Source organism: Micromonospora sp. S4605 (assembly GCF_003176715.1).
GTDB classification, from domain to species: domain Bacteria; phylum Actinomycetota; class Actinomycetes; order Mycobacteriales; family Micromonosporaceae; genus Micromonospora; species Micromonospora echinaurantiaca.
Genome location: NZ_QGSW01000192.1, coordinates 1 through 19,655 on the forward strand (window position 1 = coordinate 1; position 19,655 = coordinate 19,655).

The following is a 19,655-nucleotide window of genomic DNA, read 5'->3' on the forward strand; positions in this document are numbered from 1 at the left end:
GACAGTCACAGCACCCTGCCCGCGACCGGGACGCCGCTGACCGCCGACCGGATGCGCGCCGACATCGCCGAACTGGTGGGCGGGGAGACCGCACTGGACGAGGCCGGTGGCGACCTGATCGCGGTCGGCCTGGACTCGATGAAGGTGATGCGGCTGGCCGCCCGGTGGCGCGCCGCCGGAGTGGACGTGAAGTTCGCCGACCTGTTCGCCCGCCCCACCTTCGCGCAGTGGCAGGACCTGATCGCACAGCGGCAGAGCGCCCCGGCCGAGCCGGCCGCCAAGGCCGCCCCGGCCCACGTCGAGGTGGACGAGAGCGCGCCCTTCCCGCTGGCCACCATGCAGCACGCGTACTGGGTGGGGCGGGCGGAGAACCTGACCCTCGGCGGGGTGGCCACCCACTTCTACGCCGAACTCGACGGCGCGGCGGTCGACCCGCGGCGGCTGGAGACCGCCGCCCGGGCGCTGCTGCGCCGGCACGGCATGCTGCGGGCCCGGGTGCTCGGCGACGGGCGCCAGCAGATCCAACCCGAACCGAGCTGGCCCGGCCTCACCGTCCACGACCTGCGGGAACTGCCGCCGGCCCGGGTCGAGGCGGAACTGGCCCGGCTCCGGGACGCGCTGTCGCACCGGCGCTTCGACGTGGCCGGCGGCGAGGTCTTCGACGTCGGCGTCTCGCTGCTGCCGGCCGGGCGTACCCGGCTGCACTTGAACATCGACATGCTGGTCGCGGACGCGCTCAGCTTCCGGATCATCATCAACGACCTGGCCGCCCTCTATGCCGACCCGGCGGCGGAACTGCCCGCCATCGGCTACAGCTACCCGCGCTACCTGGCCGACCGCCGGGCCCGGCCGGTGCCCGGCCGGGCGGACGCCGAACGGTACTGGGCCGACCGGCTGCCGGAGCTGCCCCGGGCGCCCCGGCTGCCGCTGGCCGTCGCGCCGGAGCAGCTCACCCGGCACCGGGTCACCCGCCGGCACCACTGGCTCTCCGCGGACCGCTGGGCGCGGCTCGCCGAGCGGGCCCGGGACCAGGGCGTGACCCTGTCGATGACGTTCGCTGCCGCGTTCAGCGAGGTGCTCGCCGGCTGGAGTGAGGAGCCGGACTTCCTGCTCAACGTGCCGCTGTTCGACCGGGAGCCGATCCACCCCGACGTGGGGCTGCTGGTCGGCGACTTCAGCAACCTGCTGATCCTCGGTGTGCACACCGCGCCGGGCGGGTCCTTCCTGGACCTGGTCCGGCGGACCCAGGCCCGGTTCACCGCGGACGCCGCGCACTCGGCGTACTCCGGGCTGGAGGTGCTGCGCGAGCTGGCCCGGCGCGACGGCGCCGCGCAGACCCTCGCACCGGTGGTCTTCACCAGCGCGCTCGGCCTCGGTGAGCTGTTCAACCGGACGGTGACCGAGCACTTCGGCACGCTCGGCTGGAACATCTCGCAGGCTCCCCAGGTGGTGCTCGACCACCAGGTCACCGAGCACGCCGGGGGGCTGCTGCTCAACTGGGACGCGGTCGACGAGCTGTTCTGCGACGGCGTGCTGGACGCGATGTTCGACGCGTACCTGCGGCTGCTCGACTGGCTGGCCACCGAGCGGGACTGGTCCGCGCCGACGCCCAGCCTGCTGCCCGCCGACCAGGCGGCGCGCCGGGCGGCGGTGAACCGCACCGCCGGCCCGGAACGAGAACGTCGGCTGCACGAGTCGTTCTACCGGCACGCCGCCGACCAGCCCGACCAGGTCGCGCTGGTCGCCGGCGACGGCACCACGGTCAGCTACCGGGCGCTCGCCGAGCGGGCCGACCGGATCGCCGGCCTGCTGGCGGGGCGGGACTGCCGCCCCGGCGAACCGGTGGCGGTGACCCTGCCCCGCGGCCCGGACCAGGTCGCCGCGGTGCTCGGCGTGCTCCGCGCCGGCGGTGCGTTCGTCCCGGTCGGCGCCGGCCAGCCGGCCGACCGGCGGGCCGCCATCCACGCCGACGCCGGGATCCGACTGGTGCTCACTGACGCGGCCACCCGGGCCGCGCTGGCCTGGCCGGCCGGGACGGCGGCGCTGACCGTCGAGGAGGCGGTCACCGCCGAGCCGCTGTCGCCCGCCGTCGAGGTCGACCCGGAGGAGCTGGCGTACGTCATCTACACCTCCGGCTCCACCGGCACCCCCAAGGGCGTGGAGATGAGCCACCGGGCGGCGGCCAACACCATCGAGGACATCGGCGACCGCTGGTGGGTCGGCGCCGACGACCGGGGCTTCGCGGTCACCTCGCTGGAGCACGACTGGTCGGTGTACGAACTCTTCGCCTACCTGTCGGCCGGCGGCGCCCTGGTGCTGCCGCCGGAGGAGGCCCGCCGGGACGCCCAGCGCTGGGCCGACCTGGTCGACCGGCACGGGGTCACCGTCTGGACCGGGGTGCCCGCCCTGCTCGACATGCTGCTCACCACCGCGCGGCCCGGCCAGCTGCGCAGCCTGCGGCTCGCCCTGCTGGGCGGCGACTGGGTCGGCCTGGACCTGCGCGACCGGCTCGTCACCCACGCCCCGGGCTGCCGACTGGTGGCGCTCGGCGGGGCGACGGAGGTCGGCATCCACTCCACCTGGCACGAGGTGACCGAGGTGCCCGCGCACTGGCGCTCGGTGCCGTACGGCGCGCCGCTGCGCAACCAGCGGGTGCGGGTGGTCGACGCCCGCGGCCGGGACTGCCCGGACTGGGTGCCGGGCGAGCTGTGGCTCGGCGGCGTCGGGGTCGGCCGCGGCTACCGGGGCGACCCGGCCCGCACCGCCGAGCGGTTCGTCGAGCACGACGGCGGGCGCTGGTACCGCACCGGGGATCTGTGCCGCTACCACCCGGACGGCACGCTGGAGCTGCTCGGCCGGACCGACTTCCAGGTGAAGCTGCTCGGCCAGCGGATCGACCTGGGCGAGGTGGAGGCGGCGGCACGGTCGTATCCGGGGGTGGCCCGGACGGTGGCGCTGGTGGTCACCGAGCCGCGCCGGCTCGCCCTGGCGGTGGTGCCGGCGGACGCCGACCTCGCGGTGGACGACCTGGTGGCGCACCTGCGCCGGCGGCTGCCCGAGCACATGGTGCCCCGGCAGGTCGACCTGCTGACCGCGTTGCCGCTGAACGCCAACGGGAAGGTGGACCGGTCGGCGATCGCCGGCCTGCTCGCCGACCGGCCCACCCCGCAGCAGACGGAGCCGCCGCGCGGCGAGACCGAGACCCGGGTGGCCGCGATCTGGGCGCAGCTGCTGGAGAACCCGGCCGTCGGCCGCTCCGACAGCTTCTTCACCCTCGGCGGCAACAGCCTGCTCGCCACCCGGGTGATCGCCGCACTGCGCCAGGCCGGGTACGCCGACGCCAGCCTGACCCAGCTCTTCGCGACGCCGACGCTGGCGGAGTTCGCCCGGCACCTCACCCCCGGCGGGCCGGCGCCGCTGGACGGGGTGGCGGTCCGGGCCGACGCGGAACACCGGCACGAGCCGTTCGACGCCACCGAGGTGCAGCGCGCCTACTGGCTGGGGCGCCGGCCGGAGTTCACCCTCGGCGGGGTCGGCTCCCACTGGTACTGGGAGTTCGAGGGCCGCGACGTCGACCTCGACCGGCTGGCGGCGGCCTGGAACCGGCTGGTGGACCGGCACGAGATGCTCCGGGCGGTCTTCGACGACGACGGCCGGCAGCGCGTCCTGCCCGAGGTGCCGCCGGTACGGATCCGGGTGACCGACGCCGGGGCGGACCCGGCGCCGCTGGTCGCCGCGATGCGCGCCGAGCTGGCCCACCACGTGTTCGCCACCGACTCGTGGCCGCTGTTCGACCTGCGGGCGGTCCGCTCCGCCGACGGCGTCACCCGGCTCGGGGTGAGCCTCGACTTCGCGGTGCTGGACGCGCTCAGCATCATGATCGTCTTCTCCGAACTGTCCCGCCTCTACGCCGACCCGGCGGCGGTCCTGCCGCCGATCGGGGTCTCCTTCCGCGACGTGCTGCTCGCCGACCCGGTCGACCCGGCCCGCCGGGCGGCGGCCCGCGACCACTGGCTCAAGCGGATCGACGAGCTGCCCCCGGCGCCGCAGCTGCCGCTGGCCCGGGACCCGGCTCAGCTCTCCGGGCACCGGTTCAGCCGCCGCGAGTGCCGGCTCGACGCGGACGACTGGCGGCGGCTGAGCGACCGGGCCGCGCGGCACGGGGTCACCGGCTCCACCGTGGTCGCCACCGCCTTCGCCGCCGTACTGCGGGCGTGGAGCGCCGCGGAGGAGTTCACCCTGAACTTCACCCTCTTCGACCGGCCCGAGGTGCACCCCGACATCCACCGGGTGGTCGGCGACTTCACCTCCCTGCTGCTGGTGGCCGACCGCCCGGAACCGGGGGAGAGCTTCGCCGCGGCGGCCCGCCGGTTGCAGCGGCAGGTCTGGTCCGACATGGAGCACAGCGCCTACTCCGGCATCTCGGTGCTGCGTGAACTGGCCCGCCGCACCGGGGCGCCGGAGGTGCTGATGCCGGTGGTGTTCACCAGCACGCTCGGCGTCCGGGACGCCACCGAACACCGCTTCGACCTGCGCACCCCGTTCGGCGAGTACCGCACCGGGCTGTCCCAGACCCCGCAGGTGCTGCTCGACCACCAGGTCACCGAGCACGACGGCGGGCTGCTGCTCAACTGGGACGCCGTCGACGAGGCGTTCTGCCCCGGCGTGCTGGACGCGATGTTCGCCGCGTACCGGGACCTGCTGGTCCGGCTGGCCGGGGCGGCCGACTGGGACGCACCGGCCCGGGTGCCGCTGCCGGACGCGCAGGCGGCGGTGCGCCGCCGGGTCAACGACACCGCCGGCCCGCGCTCCGGCCGGCTGCTGCACGAGGGCTTCCTCGCCGTCGCGGCCGCCCGGCCGGACGCGCCCGCGCTGGCCTGGGGTGACGACGGGGTGCTCGGCTACGGCGAGCTGGCCGACCGGGCCGGGCGGGTCGCCGCCGCGCTGCGCGCCGCCGGGGTGCGCCCCGGCGACCGGGTGGCGGTCACCGTGCCCAAGGGGCCCGGCCAGGTGGTCGCGGTGCTCGGCGTGCTGGCCGCCGGCGCGGCGTACGTGCCGGTCGGGGTCGACCACCCCGCGCTGCGCCGGGACCGGATCGTCGCCGACAGCGGCGCCCGCGCGGTGCTCGATGCGGCCTTCCTGGACCGGGCCGGCGAGCACGCCCCGGCCGAGCCGGTGGCCGTACCACCCGACCAGCCGGCCTACGTCATCTACACCTCCGGCTCGACCGGCGATCCGAAGGGCGTGGTGATCTCCCACGCCAGCGCTGTCAACACCGTCGAGGACGTCAACCAGCGCTACGCCGTCGGCCCCGCCGACCGGGTGCTGGCCGTCTCCGCGCTCGACTTCGACCTGTCCGTGTACGACGTGTTCGGGCTGCTCGCCGCCGGCGGCACGGTGGTGCTGCCGGCCGAGGAGGAGCGCCGCGACCCGGCCGCCTGGCTCCGGCTGGCCCGCACCCACCGGGTCACCCTGTGGAACAGCGTTCCGGCCCTGCTGGACATGCTGCTCACCGAGGCCGGCGGCGACCTGCCGGCGGCGCTGCGGCTGGCCCTGGTCTCCGGCGACTGGGTCGGGCTGGACCTGCCCGGGCGGCTCGCCGCGGCCGGTGCCGGCCGGTGCCGGCTGGTCGCGCTCGGCGGCGCCACCGAGGCGGCGATCTGGTCAAACGCCTTCGAGGTGACCGAGGTGCCGCCGGGCTGGACCTCCATCCCGTACGGCTTCCCGCTGCGCAACCAGTGCTACCGGGTCGTCGACGGGCCCGGCGGGGACCGGCCGGACTGGGTGCCCGGCGAGCTGTGGATCGGCGGCGCCGGGGTGGCGCTCGGCTACCACGGCGACCCGGAGCGCACCGCCGCCCGATTCGTCGAGTACGCCGGCGAACGCTGGTACCGCACCGGCGACCTGGGCCGGTACTGGCCGGACGGGACGCTGGAGTTCCTCGGCCGGGTCGACCACCAGGTGAAGGTGCGCGGCCACCGGATCGAGCTGGGCGAGATCGAGACCGCGCTGGAGAGCCACCCCGCGGTGACCGCCGCGATCGCCTGCGCGGTCGGCGAGCGCACCCGCCGGCTCGCCGCCGCGGTGACCACCGTCGGCCAGGTGGACCCGGACGACCTGCGCGCCCACCTGGCCGCGCGGCTGCCCGACTACATGGTGCCCCGGCAGCTGGCGGTGCTGCCCCGGCTGCCGTTGAGCCCGAACGGCAAGGTCGACCGGGCCGCCGTCGGCGCGGCGCTGGCCGGCGCTGCCGGCGTGGCGGTGGCGGAGCCGCCGCGCGGGCCGACCGAGGAGGGGGTGGCCGGGCTCTGGCGCGGCCTGCTCGACCTCCCGGTGGTCGACCGGGACGCCAGTTTCTTCGCCGCGGGCGGGGACAGCCTGCTCGCCACCCGGTTGGTCCAGCTGATCCGGCAGCGGTTCGGCGTGCAGATGTCGCTGCGGGAGGTGTTGAGCGCGCCATCGGTGGCCGGGCAGGCCCGGGTGGTCGCGGCGCGACTCGACCAGGCCGGGGCGACCTTCGAGGAGGGGGTGCTGTGATCGAGCCAGCGGTCACCGTGTCGGAGCTGGTCGACACCCTGGAGGCGCACGGCGTCGAGCTGTGGGAGGAGGACGGCCAGCTGCGCTTCCGGGCGCCCCGCGGGGTGCTCACCGAGCAGCGCCGGGAGACGCTGCGGGCCCGCCGCCCGGAGCTGCTGGCGTACCTCAAGGGGGCGCCGACGGCCGGGCTGGAGCCCGACCCGGCGGCGCGGCACGACCCGTTCCCGCTCACCGACATCCAGATGTCCTACGTGCTGGGTCGGCGCAGCGCGTTCGCCTACAGCGGGGTGGGCTGCCACGCGTACGGCGAGCTGACCTTCCCCGACCTCGACGGCGACCGGGTCGCCGAAGTGTGGCGGATGCTGGTGCGCCGGCACGACATGCTCCGCGCCCGGATCGACCCGGCCGGGTCGCAGCGGATCGTGCCGGACCCGCCGCCACTGGTCGTGCCGGTGCTCGATCTGCGCGGCCGTGGCCCGGCCGCGGTGGCCGCCGCGATCGACGGGGTCCGCGCCGAACTGGACCACCGGGTCTACCCGCCGGACGGTTGGCCGCTGTTCGAGGTCCGGGTCACCCGCGCCGACGACCGCGCGGTGCTGCACCTGTCGATCGACTTCCTGGTCGCCGACTACGTCAGCATCCAGCTGCTGCTGGAGGAGTTCACCCGCTGCTACCACGACCCCGGGCACCGGCTGCCCCCGCTGGAGCTCTCCTTCCGCGACTACCTGCTCGGCGAGCGGCAGCTGCGCGGCACCCGCCGGTACGCCAAGGACCGCGAGTACTGGTGGCACCGGATCGACACGCTGCCGCCGGCGCCGGAGCTGGTGGTGCTCGGCGACCGCCCCGCCGAGCCGGGCGGGGTGCGGTTCCGCCGCTGGCAGCTGCACCTGCCCACGGAGGCGTACGAGGGGTTGAAGCGGCTCGCCGCCGACCGGGGCGTCACCCCGTCGGTGGCGGTGCTCGCCGCGTACGCCGAGGTGATCGGGCGGTGGAGCAAGGGGCGCCGGTTCCTGCTCAACCTGACAATGCTCCGCCGCCTGCCGCTGCACCCCCAGGTCGACCGGCTGGTCGGCGACTTCACCTCGGCGGTGCTGCTCGAGGTCGACGGCGACGCCGGCGCCAGCTTCGGCGAGCGGGCCGGCGCGGTGCAGCAGCAGCTCTGGGCGGACATGGACCACCTGCTGGTCAGCGGCGTCGAGGTGCTGCGCGAGCTGGCCCGCCGCCGGGGCCAGGACGCCGCGCTGATGCCGGTGGTCTTCACCAGCGCGCTCGGGCTGGGCACCGCCGGGGAGTCCGGCCCGCAGCGGGTCGGCTTCGGCTACGGCATCAGCCAGACCCCGCAGGTCTGGATCGACTGCCAGGCGCTGGAGCGCTCGGACGGGCTGGTGGTCAACTGGGACGTCCGCCAGGGCATCTTCCCCGACGGCATGGTCGAGGCGATGTTCGGCGCGTTCCAGGCGCTGGTGCGCCAGCTGGCGGCGGGACAGCGGTGGGACGACGCGGACCCGGTGGAGCTGCCGGCCGACCAGCTGGCCCGGCGGGCCGAGGTGAACGACACCACCGCCCCGCTCACCGGCGCGCTGCTGCACGACGGGGTGGTCGCGCAGTGCCGGCGTACCCCGGACCGGCCGGCGGTGATCGGCGCGGACCGCACGCTGAGCTACGGCGAGCTGCTGACCCGGGCGGCGGCGGTCGCCGACGCGCTGCGCGCCGCGGGCGCCGCGCCCGGCGACCTGGTCGCGGTGCTGCTGCCGCCGGGGCCCGACCAGGTGGTGGCGGTGCTCGGCGTGCTGCTCGCCGGCGGCGCCTACCTGCCGGTGGACACCCGGGCCCCGGTCGCCCGCAAGGAGTCCCTGGTGGACGCCGCCGGCGCCCGGTACGCGGTGACCACCGCCGACGCCGAGGGCCTGCCCGCCGGGGTACGCCGGATCGTGGTGGACGGGCTTCCGCCGGCCGACCAACCGGTGGCGCCGGTCGGCGTCACCGACCGGGACACCGCCTACGTCATCTACACCTCCGGCTCCACGGGCCGGCCCAAGGGCGTGGTGATCCCGCACCGGGGCGCGGTGAACACCGTCGAGGACATCAACCGGCGGTTCGCGGTCGGGCCGGACGACCGGGTGCTCGGCCTGGCCGGGCTCTCCTTCGACCTGTCCGTCTACGACATCTTCGGCCCGCTGGCGGTGGGTGCGGCACTGGTGCTGCCCGCGGCCGACCGGCGCGGCGACCCGTCGCACTGGGCGGAGCTGATCCGCGACCACCGGGTGACCCTGTGGAACTCGGTCCCGGCGCAGCTGCAGATGCTCGCCGACTACCTGGCCGTGGCCGACACCACCGGGCTGGACTCGCTGCGCCTGGCGATGCTCTCCGGCGACTGGATCCCGGTGCGGCTGCCCGACCAGATCCGCGCCCTGATCCCCGGCCTGGTACTGCACAGCCTGGGCGGCGCCACCGAGGGGTCGATCTGGTCCATCGGATACCCGATCGACGAGGTGCCGGCGGAGTGGCCGAGCATCCCGTACGGGCGGCCGCTGACCAACCAGAGCATGCACGTGCTGGACGAGGCGATGCGGCCCTGCCCGGACTGGGCGGTCGGCGAGCTGTACATCGGCGGGGTCGGCGTCGCGGACGGCTACCTCGGCGACCCGGAGCTGACCGCGCGGCGGTTCGTCCGGCACCCGGTCACCGGCGAGCGGCTCTACCGCACCGGCGACCTGGGCCGGTACCTGCCCAGCGGGGACATCGAGTTCCTCGGCCGGGAGGACCTCCAGGTGAAGATCCGGGGGCACCGGATCGAGCTGGCCGAGATCGAGGCCGCCGCGCAGTCGTACCCGCCGGTCGGCGCCGCGGCGGTGGTGGTGGAGGGCGACGCCCCGCTGGAGCGGCGGCTGGTCGCCTTCGTGGAGCCGGCCCGCCGCGCCGACGGCCCGGACGACCCGCTCGACCTGGCCGCCTCCGCCGTGCGGGAGCTGGCCGCGATCCGCGCCGAGCAGGACGGCGAGCAGGCCGTCCGGTTCGCCCGGCAGCTCGACCACACCGCGCTGCTGGCGATGATCCGCGCGCTGCGCGACCAGGGGCTGTTCACCTCGGCCGAGGTGGGACACACGGTGGACGAGGTGATGCGCACCGCCCGGGTGGGCGCCAAGCACCAGCGGCTGATCCGGCGCTGGCTGGCCGCGCTGGAGCGGCACGGGCTGATCCGGCGCGACCCGGCCGGCCGGCTGCGCCCGGCCCCGGAGAGCCTCACCGTCGACGCGGACACCGTGCGCGCCGCCTGGCAGGAGATCGACCGGATGCAGGACGCCGGCGGCCTGCGCACCGAACTGGTCGGCTACTTCCGCACCGCCAGCGCCCACCTGCCGGAGCTGATGCGCGACGAGGTCGACCCGGTGCAGCTGCTCTTCCCGCAGGGCCGGCTGGACATCCAGGAGTCGGCGTACCAGGGCAACTTCCTCAGCCACAGCCTCAACCGGCTGGTCGTCCGGGCGATGTGCGATCTGGCCGCCGCCTGGCCGGACGACCGCCCGATGCGGGTGCTGGAGGTCGGCGCCGGCGTCGGGGGCACCAGCATCGACCTGATCCCCGCCCTCGATGGCTACCCGGTGCGGTACGCCTTCACCGACGTCTCCCAGTTCTTCCTGAACAGCGCCCGGGAGCGGTTCGCCGACTACCCGTGGGTGGACTACCACCTCTTCGACCTCAACGTGGACTTCCGCACGCAGGGCATGACGGCCAACAGCGTGGACGTGATCCTCTGCGCCAACGTGCTGCACTACGCCCGCGACGCCGGCCAGGCGCTGGCCCGGTTCCGGGAGCTGCTACGTCCCGGCGGCTGGCTGGTGTTCATCGAGACCACCCGGGACAACTACCAGATCCTCACCTCGATGGAGTTCCTCTTCGACGCCACTGCCGGGGACTTCGCCGACGTGCGGGCCGGGCGGGACGAGACCTTCATCTCCGCCCCGCAGTGGCGGGAGCTGCTCGCCGCGGCCGGCGCCGCGCCGGCGGTGCAGCTCTCCGCGACCGACGTCGCCCTGGACGCGATCGGCATGCACGTCTTCGCCGCCCGGTTCAAGCCCGACCGGGTCGACGTCGACCCGGCGGCGCTGCGCCGGCACCTCGCCGAACGGCTGCCGGAGTACATGCTGCCCAGCCGGCTGGAGGTGCTCGACGCGATCCCGCTGACCGCCAACGACAAGGTGGACCGGGCCGCCCTGCGCGCCCTGCTGCCCCGGGCTGCGGCCGCCCGCGGCGCCGGCTCCGCCGAGCCCAGCGGCGAGCTGGAGACCGCCATCGCGGCGATCTGGGCCGACGTGCTCAACGTCGAACGGGTGGGCCGGGACGACGACCTGTTCAGCCTGGGCGGCGACTCGCTGCTCGCGGCGCAGCTGGTCGGCCGGATCCGGGACGACGTGCCGGCCGCCTCCGGCGCGCTCTTCGACACCCTGCTGCGCGACCTGCTGGAGGGCGCGACGGTGCGTACGCTCGCCGCCGGACTCACCGGCGGGGACACCCCCGGGGACACCGCCGAGCCGGCGACTGGGCCCGCTGCGGCGCCCGCCCTGCCGTTCCCGGTGCCGCCCGAGGGGCCGGTCCGGCTGGAGCTGCCCGGCGACGCCACGGCCGAGGACCCGGAGCGGCGGGCCGCCGGCTACCTCCCGGCGCTCCGCGCCGAGCTGCGCGGCCGGCCGGTGGAGCTGACCGGGCGGGACCTCGGCGGCGTACTGGCCGCGGAGCTGGCCCGGCAGCTCGGCGAGGCGGGCGTGACCGTCAGCGGGCTGACCGTGGTCGCCGGGTTGCCGCTGCCCGACGGCGCGCCCGGCGAGCTGGTCGGCGAGTACCTGTTCACCCGCGACCTCGGGGTGGACCCGGCCGACCTCGGCCTGCCCGGCGAGGCGGACCTCGCCCGCGCCGTGGAGGCCGGCGACGAGAGCGTCTTCGGCGCGCTGGCCGCGGAACCGGCCGACTGGCGGCTGGCCCGGATCGCCGCGGTGCTCGACGTCGACCCGACCGAGCTGACCGCCCGGCACGCCGCGTTCCGGTCCGCGCTCGACGCGCTGGTCCGGCACGGGCCACCGCTGTACGCCGGCGACCTCACCCTGGTGTTCGACTTCGACCGGTCCCGCTGGCCGCGAGCGGCGGCCCGGGTGGAACGGCGCTGGCGCGAGGTATGCCTCGGCGAGCTGCGGGTCATCGACGGGGCGCAGCCGTGAGCGCGAGGAGTGCGCCGGGGTTGCGCGCCCCGCAGTCGCGAACGAAGGGTGGGCTCCGGTGAGCGCGCTGGTCGGGGTCGTCGGCGGGTCCGGCGCGGTGGGCGGCGCGGCGGCCCGCCGACTGCACCGGCTGCTCGGGCCCGAGTACCGGCTGCGGGTCGGCGGTCGCCGGCTGGCCGCCGCCGAGGATCTGGTCCGCCGCGAGCTGGCCGGCCGGGCCGAGGCGATGGCGGTGGACGTCTACGACGACGAGGCGTTGCGCCGCTTCTGCGCCGGCTGCCGGCTGGTGGTCAACGCCAGCGCCGCGTCGTACCTGGTGGTCGACCGGGTGGCCCGGGCGGCCCTGGCCGCCGGGGCCGACTACGTCGACGCCGGCGGCGACCTGCCGCTGCTGGACCGGCTCACCCCGCTCGGGCTGGCCGCCTCGGGACGGACCGCGCTGGTCACCGCCGGCCTGATGCCGGGGCTGACCGGGCTGCTGCCCCGCTGGCTCGCCGCCACCGAGTTCCACCGGCCCCGCCGGCTGGTCGTCCACGTCGGGGTGATGGACCGGCTGACCCCGGCCGGAGCGGTGGACTACCTGCTCAGCCTGCGCACCCGGGACGAGGAGTCGCAGGCGGTCTGGCTGGACGGCCGGCGGGTCACCCGGGCGGCGGGCGCGCTGACCGACGTGGAGCTGCCGTTCTTCCCCGGCCGGGTCACCGCCTACCCCTACCTGGGCTACGAGGGGGAGCGGCTGGCCGGGCAGCTCGGGCTCACCGAGCTGCGCTGGCACGCGGTCTTCGACGGCGGGGCGGCGATGATGGCCACGCTGAGCCGGTTGCAGGGCGCCATGAGCGGGGAGGGCGACCTGAGCGCCGCCGCCCGGGACCTGGCCGCCGCGGCGGAGCTGGACATGTTCGGCAAGCGCCCGTACCAGTTGCTCGTCTTCGAGCTGGGCGGCATCGGGCCGGACGGGGACGAGCGCACCCGCACCCTGGTGCTGCGCTCGGCGGACACCTCCGAGATCACCGGTACGGTCTGCGCGCTCGCCGCCGCGCAGGTGCTCGCCGGCCGGGTGCCGCCGGGCGCGCACCTGGCCGCCGAGGGGCTCGCCGCCGCCGAGCTGGTCGAGGCGTTGCGGGCCACCGGGGTGGTGCGCGCGTTCGACCTGTTCGACGGGGCGGCCGCCGACGCCGCGACGGTCGAGGAGGGGGTGCTGTGACCCGGCCCCGGGCGGTGGTCTGCGGCACCGGGTTCGGCCGCGTCTACCTCGCCGGGCTGGCCGCGCCCGAGTCGCCGGTGGAGCTGGCCGGCATCCTGGCCCGGGGCAGCGACCGGTCGGCCGCCTGCGCCCGCCGGTGGGGCGTGCCGCTCTACCGGCACCCCGACGAGCTGCCCGGGGACGTAACGGTGGCCTGCGTGGTGGTCGGCTCGGCGATCACCGGCGGGCCCGGCGCCCGGCTGGCGCAGGCGCTGATGTCCCGGGGGATCCACGTGCTGCAGGAGCACCCGCTGCACGCCGACGAGCTGGCCGGGTGCCTGCGCGCCGCGCGGGCCAACCGGGTCGGGTACCGGCTCAACAGCCACCACGTGCACGTGGCGCCGGTGCGCCGGTTCGTCGCCGCGGCCCGGGCGCTGCTGCGCCGGCAGCCGCCGCTCTTCGTGGACGCGGCGGGCAGCGTCCAGGTGCTCTACCCGCTGCTCGACGTGCTCGGCGCCGCGCTCGGCCGGTTGCGACCGTGGGGATTCGCGCCGCCGGCCCCGCTGCCGGCGGCGGTGCGCGCCCTGACACCGCTGGACGTGCCGTTCCGCAGCCTCGACGGGGTGTTCGCCGGGGTGCCCACCACGCTGCGGGTGCAGCACCAGATGGACCCGCGGGAGCCGGACAACCACGCCCACCTGTGGCACCGGATCACCATCGGCACCGAGGGCGGGCAGCTGACCCTGGTCTCCAGCACCGGTCCGGTGCTCTGGACCGTCCGGCCGCACCTGCCCCGGGAGGCGGCCGGCGCGGCCGGCTTCGACCGGCTCGGCGTCGACCACCTCGCCCTCGCCGGCACCACCCCGATCGGGCCGCCGGCCGCGCCGAGCTGGGCGCAGACCCTCGACACGCTCTGGCCCGAGGCGGTCCGGGTCGCGGTGCGGCGGCTCACCGACGACGTGGCCCGCGGGGCGGACCCGATGACCGACGGGCAGTACCACCTCGGGTTGTGCCAGCTGACCCGGGAGATCACCCAGCTGCTGGGCCCGGTGGAGCTGGTCCGCCGGGACGAGCCGCGGTTCCTCGCGGCCGGGGACCTGATCGAGGGGGAGCACGAGGTGCTGACGTGAACGCCTATCCGGGCCGGGCGGCGGCGCCCTGGTTCCAGCGCTACCGGCCGGTGCCGGTGGCGGCCGCGCGGCTGGCCTGCTTCCCGCACGCCGGTGGCAGCGCCAGCTTCTTCCGGCCGTGGGCCGACGAGCTGCCGGCCGACGTCGAGCTGCTGGCCGCGCAGTATCCCGGCCGGGAGGACCGGCTGCGCGAGCCGCCCGCCACCGACCTCGGCGAGCTGGCCGACCGGTACGCCGACGTGCTGCGCGCCACCGACGTGCCGCTGGTGCTGTTCGGACACAGCCTCGGCGCGGCGGTCGGCTACGAGGTGGCCCGCCGGCTGGCGGTCGCCGGCGCGCCGCCGGCGCTGCTGGTGGTCTCCGGACGCCAGGCGCCGTTCGACCCGTCCCGGGCGGTGCACCTGATGGACGACGACGCGCTCTGGGCGGACGTCGCCCGGGCCGGCGGCACCAGCCGGGCGGTGCTGGAGAGCCCGGAGCTGCGCGCCCTGGTGCTGCCGGTGCTGCGCGCCGACTACCGGCTCAGCGAGACCTACCGGCCGCCCGCCGGTCCGCCGCTGACCTGTCCCGTCCTCGCGGTCAGCGGCGACGCGGACCCGGACGTGGACCTCGCCGTGCTGCCCGGCTGGGGGACGGTCACCACCGCCGGCTGCGACGTGCGGGTCTTCACCGGCGACCACTTCTACCTCCAGCCGCACCGCCGAGCCCTGGTCGGCGAGATCGTCCGCCGGCTGCGCGTCCGCACCGACGCCTGGGCCACGCCGTGACCGGCCTGGACGCCCCGGCCGACCTGGCCGACCTGGCCGCCGTCCAGGCCTGGTGCGCCGACGCGCTGGTCTCGCTCGACCGGCGGGACGCCCCGCTGGTCCGCCTCGCGCACGCCGAGCTGCGCCGCCAGCGCGGCACGCTGAACCTGGTCGCCGCGGCCAGCCCCACCCTGCCGGCCGCCCTGGTGGCGCACGCGTTGCTGTTCAGTTCGGTGACCGCCGAGGGCTACGCCGGCGGCCGCTACCACCCGGGCACCGAGGTGGTCGACCAGGTCGAGCAGCTGGCCCGGGGCCGCGCCGAGCGGCTGTTCGGCGCCCCGCACGCCAACGTGCAGCCGCTCTCCGGCTCGGCGGCCAACCTCGCCGTGCTCTACGGCCTGCTCGACCCGGGCGACACCGTGCTGGCCCTGGAACTCGACCACGGCGGGCACCTGACCCACGTCTCCCGGGGCGCCAGCATCGCCAAGCGGGTCACCGCCAGCTACTACGAGGTCGACGAGCGGGGCCTGATCGACCACGCAGCGTTGGCCGTGCTGGTCAAGCAGGTCCGGCCGCGGCTGCTGATCTGCGGCGGCTCGGCGTACCCCCGGCAGCTGGACTTCGCCGCGTTCCGGGCCGCCGCCGACGAGGTGGACGCGCTGCTGCTGGCCGACGTCAGCCACGTCAGCGGGCTGGTCGCCGCCGGCGCCCACCCGTCCCCGGTGCCGCACTGCGACGTGATCACCACCTCGACGTACAAGCAGCTCTGCGGGCCGCGCGGCGGCCTGCTGCTGCGCGGGGCGTCGTCCCGGCTCAGCGCCCGGGCGCTGGACCGGGCGGTCTTCCCCGGCTTCCAGGGCACCCCGGACTTCGGCGGCATCGCCGCCAAGGCGGTCGCGCTGGGCTTCGCCGCCCGCCCGGAGTTCGCCGCGGCGATGCGCCGGGTGGTGCGCTACGCACGGACGTTCGCGGCGGCCCTGGCCGACCACGGGGTGCCGGTGGTCTCCGGCGGCACCGACAGCCATCTCGTCCTGGCCGACCTGCGCGCGGCGGCGGTCACCGGCCGGCAGGTCGCCGACGTGCTGCGCCGCCTCGGCGTGCTGGTCAACATGAACCTCGTCCCGCGCGACCCCCGACCGGCGGCGGAGACCAGCGGCATCCGGATCGGCACCAACGACCTGGGCTTCCGGCGGGTCGGCGACGCCGAGGTGGCGGAGCTGGCCCGGGCCACCGCCGCGGTGGTCGCCGAGGTGGCCGGCGGCGGGCGGCCGGACGCCGTGGTGCGCGGCTCCCGAGGACGCGATCTGGCCGGCTGCGTGGCCGGCATCACCGCTCGCGGATACCGCGAGGACTGGCGCCAGGGAGGTGCGGTGGCATGAAACTCGTCGTCACGTGTCAGCCGGCGGTCGGCCACTTCCACGCGGTCGCCCCGCTCGCCCGGGCCGCGGTGGACGCCGGGCACGAGGTGGTGGTGGCGACCGGCCGGGGGATGGGGCACTGGGTGACCCGCGCCGGGTTCGCCGTCCGGGAGGTGGGGCCGGCCTGGCTCGCCGACGGCCCCCGGGCCGGCGCCTTCGACGACCCGCGGCGGCGGCTGCGGCTGATGAGCCTGGCCACCGGCTCGATGGTGGCCGGCCTGGTCGACCTGCTCCGTGAGCTGCGCCCGGACGTGGTGCTGCACGAGTCGCTGGAGTGGGCCGCGCCGCTCGCCGCCGACGCGGCCGGGGTGCCGTACGCGGCCCTCGGGCAGCTGCCGCGACTGCCCCGGCCGGTGCTCGCCGAGGTGATGGCCGAACCCTGGAACGCGGCGCGGCGCCGGCTCGGCCTGCCCGCCGACCCGGGACTGGAACGGCTCTACCCGTACCTCTACCTCGACGCGTACCTGCCGAGCTGGCAGCCACTGACCGCGAACCCGCTGAGCTGGTTCGACGGCCCGGCCGAGCCGGACGTGGCGCACCTGATCCAGCCGCCGCTCTACCAGGTCGGCGACGAGGTGCCGGCCTGGCTCGCCGCGCTGCCCGACCGGCCGGTCGTCTACGTCACCATGGGCACCGCGTTCAACCAGGTGGGGCCGCTCTTCGCCACCGTCGCCGAGGCGCTGCGCGACCAGGACGTGTCGGTGGTGATGACCGTCGGGTCCGGGGTGGACCCGGCCCCGCTCGCCGCGCTCGGCCCGAACATCCACGCGGCGCGCTACATCCCGCAGGAGGCGGTGCTGTCCCGGTGCGCCGCGGTGGTGCAGCACGCCGGCTACCTGACCACCGTCGGGGCGCTGCGGCACGGCCTGCCGATGGTGGCGATCCCGGTGGCGGTGGACCAGCCGTACCACGCGCACCGGCTCGCCGCGGCCGGCGCCGCGGTGCGGCTGGACCACCGCGCCCTCGACCCGGCGCGGGTCCGCGCCGCGGTCCGCGCCGTGCTCGACGAGCCGCTGTACCGGGCCAACGCCGGACGGCTGCGCCGGGAGATGCTCGCCATGCCGCCGACCGGGCACGGCGTCACCCTGCTGGAACGGCTGGCCGCCACCGGGCGGCCGGTGTTCGACGGCGCCGACGACCTGGCGGCCGTCCGATGACCGCCGTGCTGCTCACCGGGGCGACCGGCCGGGTCGGCGCCCGGTTCATCCCGCTGCTGCGGGCCCGCGGGCTGCGCCTGCGGCTGGCCGTCTGGAACCCGGCGGGCGGCCCCGCCGGCGGCAACCGGGACCTGGTGGTCGGCGACCTCACCGACCCGGAAACCTGCCGGCGCGCGGTCGAGGGGATGGACGCCGTGGTGCACATCGCCAGCGCGTTCACCGGCATCGACGCGCGGGAGGCCGACCGGCTCAACCACCTGGCCACCGACCGGCTCGCCGCCGCCGCGCTGGCCGCCGGCGCCCGCCGGTTCGTGCAGCTGAGCAGCTACCTCATCTACCGCCCGACGCCGGGCCGGGCCACCCGCGAGGACGATCCGCTGCGCGACCCGGCGGGCGCGCCGTTCCCCGCCGCGAAGCTGGGCGCGGAACGGGCGGTGGCCGGCTACTTCGACACCCCGCTGGGGGTGTGCGTGCTGCGGGTCGCCTACACCTACGGCGAGGGCGACCCGCACCTGGTGGACGCGTTCGCCTGGGCCCGGCGGGCCCCTGGGGAACAGCGGTTGCACCTGGTGCACCACGCCGACGTGCGGCAGAGCGTGCTGCACGCGCTGGCGGCCGGCGCCACCGGGGTGTTCAACATCGCCGACGACGCCCCGGTGAGCGCCGCCGAGCTGGCCGCGCTGGCCGAGCAGGTGAGGCTGCCGCACGGCGAGTCGGCCGACGCGCCGGTGCTGGACACCGACCAGTTCGGCGGCGAGGTGGACACCAGCGCCGCGCGGGCCGGGCTGGGCTTCACGCCGGCGTACCCGTCGATCCACGTCGCCGCGCAGGCCGGAGCGGCGTGATGGAGCCGGTGCCGATGACGATCGACGGCGCCGCGGTGCCCGGCGACCGGCAGGTCGAGGTGGTGAACCCGGCCACCGGCGCGGTCTGCGGGCTGGCGCCGGTCTGCACTCCGGAGCACATGGACGCAGCGATGCGGGCCGCGGCCGGGGCGTGGCGCCGGTGGAGCGCCGACGAGACAGCGCTGCGCGAGCGGCTGCGGGCCGCCGCCAAGGCGGTCGGCGCCGCCGCCGGGCGGATCGGTGCGCTGGTCACCGCCGAGATGGGCAAGCCGCTGCCGCTGGCGGTCGGCGAGGCGTACGCCGCCGCGGCCACCCTGCGCCACCACGCCGACCTGGAACTGCCTCCGGAGGTGCTCCAGGACGACCGGCGCGGCTACGCCGAGCTGGTCCGGCGCCCGCTGGGGGTGGTCGCCGCCGTCACGCCGTGGAACTTCCCGGTGGCGGTGGCCGCGGCGAAGCTGGCCCCGGCGCTGCGGGCCGGCAACGCGGTGGTGCTGAAGCCGTCCCCGTACGCGCCGCTGGCCACTCTGGAGCTGGGCCGGGTGCTCGCCGGCGTGCTGCCGGCGGGCCTGGTGAACGTGCTCAGCGGGGACGACGCGCTCGGCGCGGCGATGGTGGCCCACCCGGTGCCCGCGCATGTCACGTTCACCGGCTCGGTGCCGGCCGGCCGCCGGGTCGCCGCCCGGGCCGGCGGCGACCTGAAGCGGTACGTGCTGGAACTGGGCGGCAACGACCCGGCAGTGGTGCTCGACGACGCCGACCCGGACGAGCTGGCCGAGCGGCTGTTCTGGGACTCGTTCGCCAACAACGGGCAGGCGTGCGTCCTCATCAAACGGCTGTACGCGCCGCGGCGGCTGCACGCCCGGCTGGTGGACGCGCTGGCCGACCGGGCCCGGACGGCCCGGGTCGGTGACCCGACCACCAAGGGCACCCAGTTGGGGCCGCTGGCGCACCGGCGGCAGTTCAGCCGGATCGCCGACCTGGTGGCCGCGGCCCGGTCCCGGGGCGCCCGGGTGGCGGCCGGCGGCGCCGCGCCGGACGGGCCGGGCCTGTACTACGCCCCGACCGTGCTGACCGGCGTGGACGACGGCGACCCGGTGGTCGACCAGGAGCAGTTCGGCCCGGTGCTGCCGGTGGTGCCGTACCGGGACGTCGAGGACGCGGTGCGCCGCGCCAACGCCAGCTCGTACGGGCTCGGCGGGTCGGTCTGGTCGGCCGACCCGGAGCGGGCGTGGGCGGTGGCCGACCGGCTCGAGTGCGGCACGGTCTGGGTCAACGGGCACGCCCTGCTCGGGCCCGACCAGCCCGTCGGCGGCATGAAGTGCAGCGGGATCGGGCTGGAGGGTGGCCGGTTGGGGCTGGCCGAGTACACCGCTGCCCAGGTGCGCCGGCGCCCACCGACCGGGCCGCGGTAGCGCGGGGGCCG

9 protein-coding genes are annotated in these 19,655 nt (G+C 76.6%); all 9 read left to right on the plus strand.

What is annotated here, in order from left to right; translation table 11 throughout:
* Positions 1-51: 51 nt before the first annotated feature.
* Genes DLJ47_RS15515 through DLJ47_RS15550 form a run of 9 tightly spaced genes read left to right on the plus strand, consistent with a single transcriptional unit; the run spans position 52 to position 19,644 of the window.
* Positions 52-6,537, plus strand: a complete 6,486-nt coding sequence (locus DLJ47_RS15515) for a non-ribosomal peptide synthetase (protein ID WP_199235866.1) — start codon at positions 52-54, stop codon at positions 6,535-6,537.
* Positions 6,534-11,750, plus strand: coding sequence for a non-ribosomal peptide synthetase (locus DLJ47_RS15520; protein WP_109900713.1), 5,217 nt, complete (start codon positions 6,534-6,536; stop codon positions 11,748-11,750). The genes DLJ47_RS15515 and DLJ47_RS15520 overlap by 4 nt, the downstream gene beginning before the upstream one ends.
* Positions 11,751-11,808: 58 nt before the next feature.
* Positions 11,809-12,954 carry a saccharopine dehydrogenase NADP-binding domain-containing protein gene (locus tag DLJ47_RS15525; RefSeq protein WP_109900714.1) on the plus strand — a complete coding sequence of 382 codons (1,146 nt, stop codon included), beginning with the start codon at positions 11,809-11,811 and terminating at the stop codon, positions 12,952-12,954.
* Entirely contained in the window at positions 12,951-14,063 is a 1,113-nt protein-coding gene (locus DLJ47_RS15530) for a Gfo/Idh/MocA family oxidoreductase (RefSeq protein ID WP_109900715.1), read from the plus strand. Before DLJ47_RS15525 ends, DLJ47_RS15530 begins: the two co-directional genes overlap by 4 nt.
* Positions 14,060-14,830 (plus strand): thioesterase II family protein, encoded by a 771-nt coding sequence (locus DLJ47_RS35750; RefSeq protein WP_158289822.1) that lies wholly within the window; start codon positions 14,060-14,062, stop codon positions 14,828-14,830. Before DLJ47_RS15530 ends, DLJ47_RS35750 begins: the two co-directional genes overlap by 4 nt.
* Positions 14,827-16,188, plus strand: a complete 1,362-nt coding sequence (locus DLJ47_RS15535) for a serine hydroxymethyltransferase (RefSeq protein WP_158289823.1) — start codon at positions 14,827-14,829, stop codon at positions 16,186-16,188. The genes DLJ47_RS35750 and DLJ47_RS15535 overlap by 4 nt, the downstream gene beginning before the upstream one ends.
* Positions 16,185-17,384: a glycosyltransferase gene (locus tag DLJ47_RS15540; protein ID WP_109900717.1), complete on the plus strand. Its 1,200-nt coding sequence runs from the start codon at positions 16,185-16,187 to the stop codon at positions 17,382-17,384. The genes DLJ47_RS15535 and DLJ47_RS15540 overlap by 4 nt, the downstream gene beginning before the upstream one ends.
* Positions 17,381-18,229 (plus strand): NAD-dependent epimerase/dehydratase family protein, encoded by an 849-nt coding sequence (locus tag DLJ47_RS15545; protein WP_109900718.1) that lies wholly within the window; start codon positions 17,381-17,383, stop codon positions 18,227-18,229. Before DLJ47_RS15540 ends, DLJ47_RS15545 begins: the two co-directional genes overlap by 4 nt.
* Positions 18,230-18,243: 14 nt before the next feature.
* The gene (locus tag DLJ47_RS15550) at positions 18,244-19,644 is read left to right on the plus strand and encodes an aldehyde dehydrogenase family protein (RefSeq protein ID WP_233257846.1); all 1,401 of its coding nucleotides are present in this window, start codon (positions 18,244-18,246) and stop codon (positions 19,642-19,644) included.
* The last annotated feature ends 11 nt before the right edge of the window (positions 19,645-19,655 follow it).

Coding starts and splice junctions, on each gene's coding strand:
- DLJ47_RS15515 (WP_199235866.1), top strand. CDS start 52: ATGCGCGCCGACATCGCCGAACTGGTGGGCGGGGAGACCGCACTGGAC.
- DLJ47_RS15540 (WP_109900717.1), top strand. CDS start 16,185: ATGAAACTCGTCGTCACGTGTCAGCCGGCGGTCGGCCACTTCCACGCG.
- DLJ47_RS15545 (WP_109900718.1), top strand. CDS start 17,381: ATGACCGCCGTGCTGCTCACCGGGGCGACCGGCCGGGTCGGCGCCCGG.
- DLJ47_RS15550 (WP_233257846.1), top strand. CDS start 18,244: ATGACGATCGACGGCGCCGCGGTGCCCGGCGACCGGCAGGTCGAGGTG.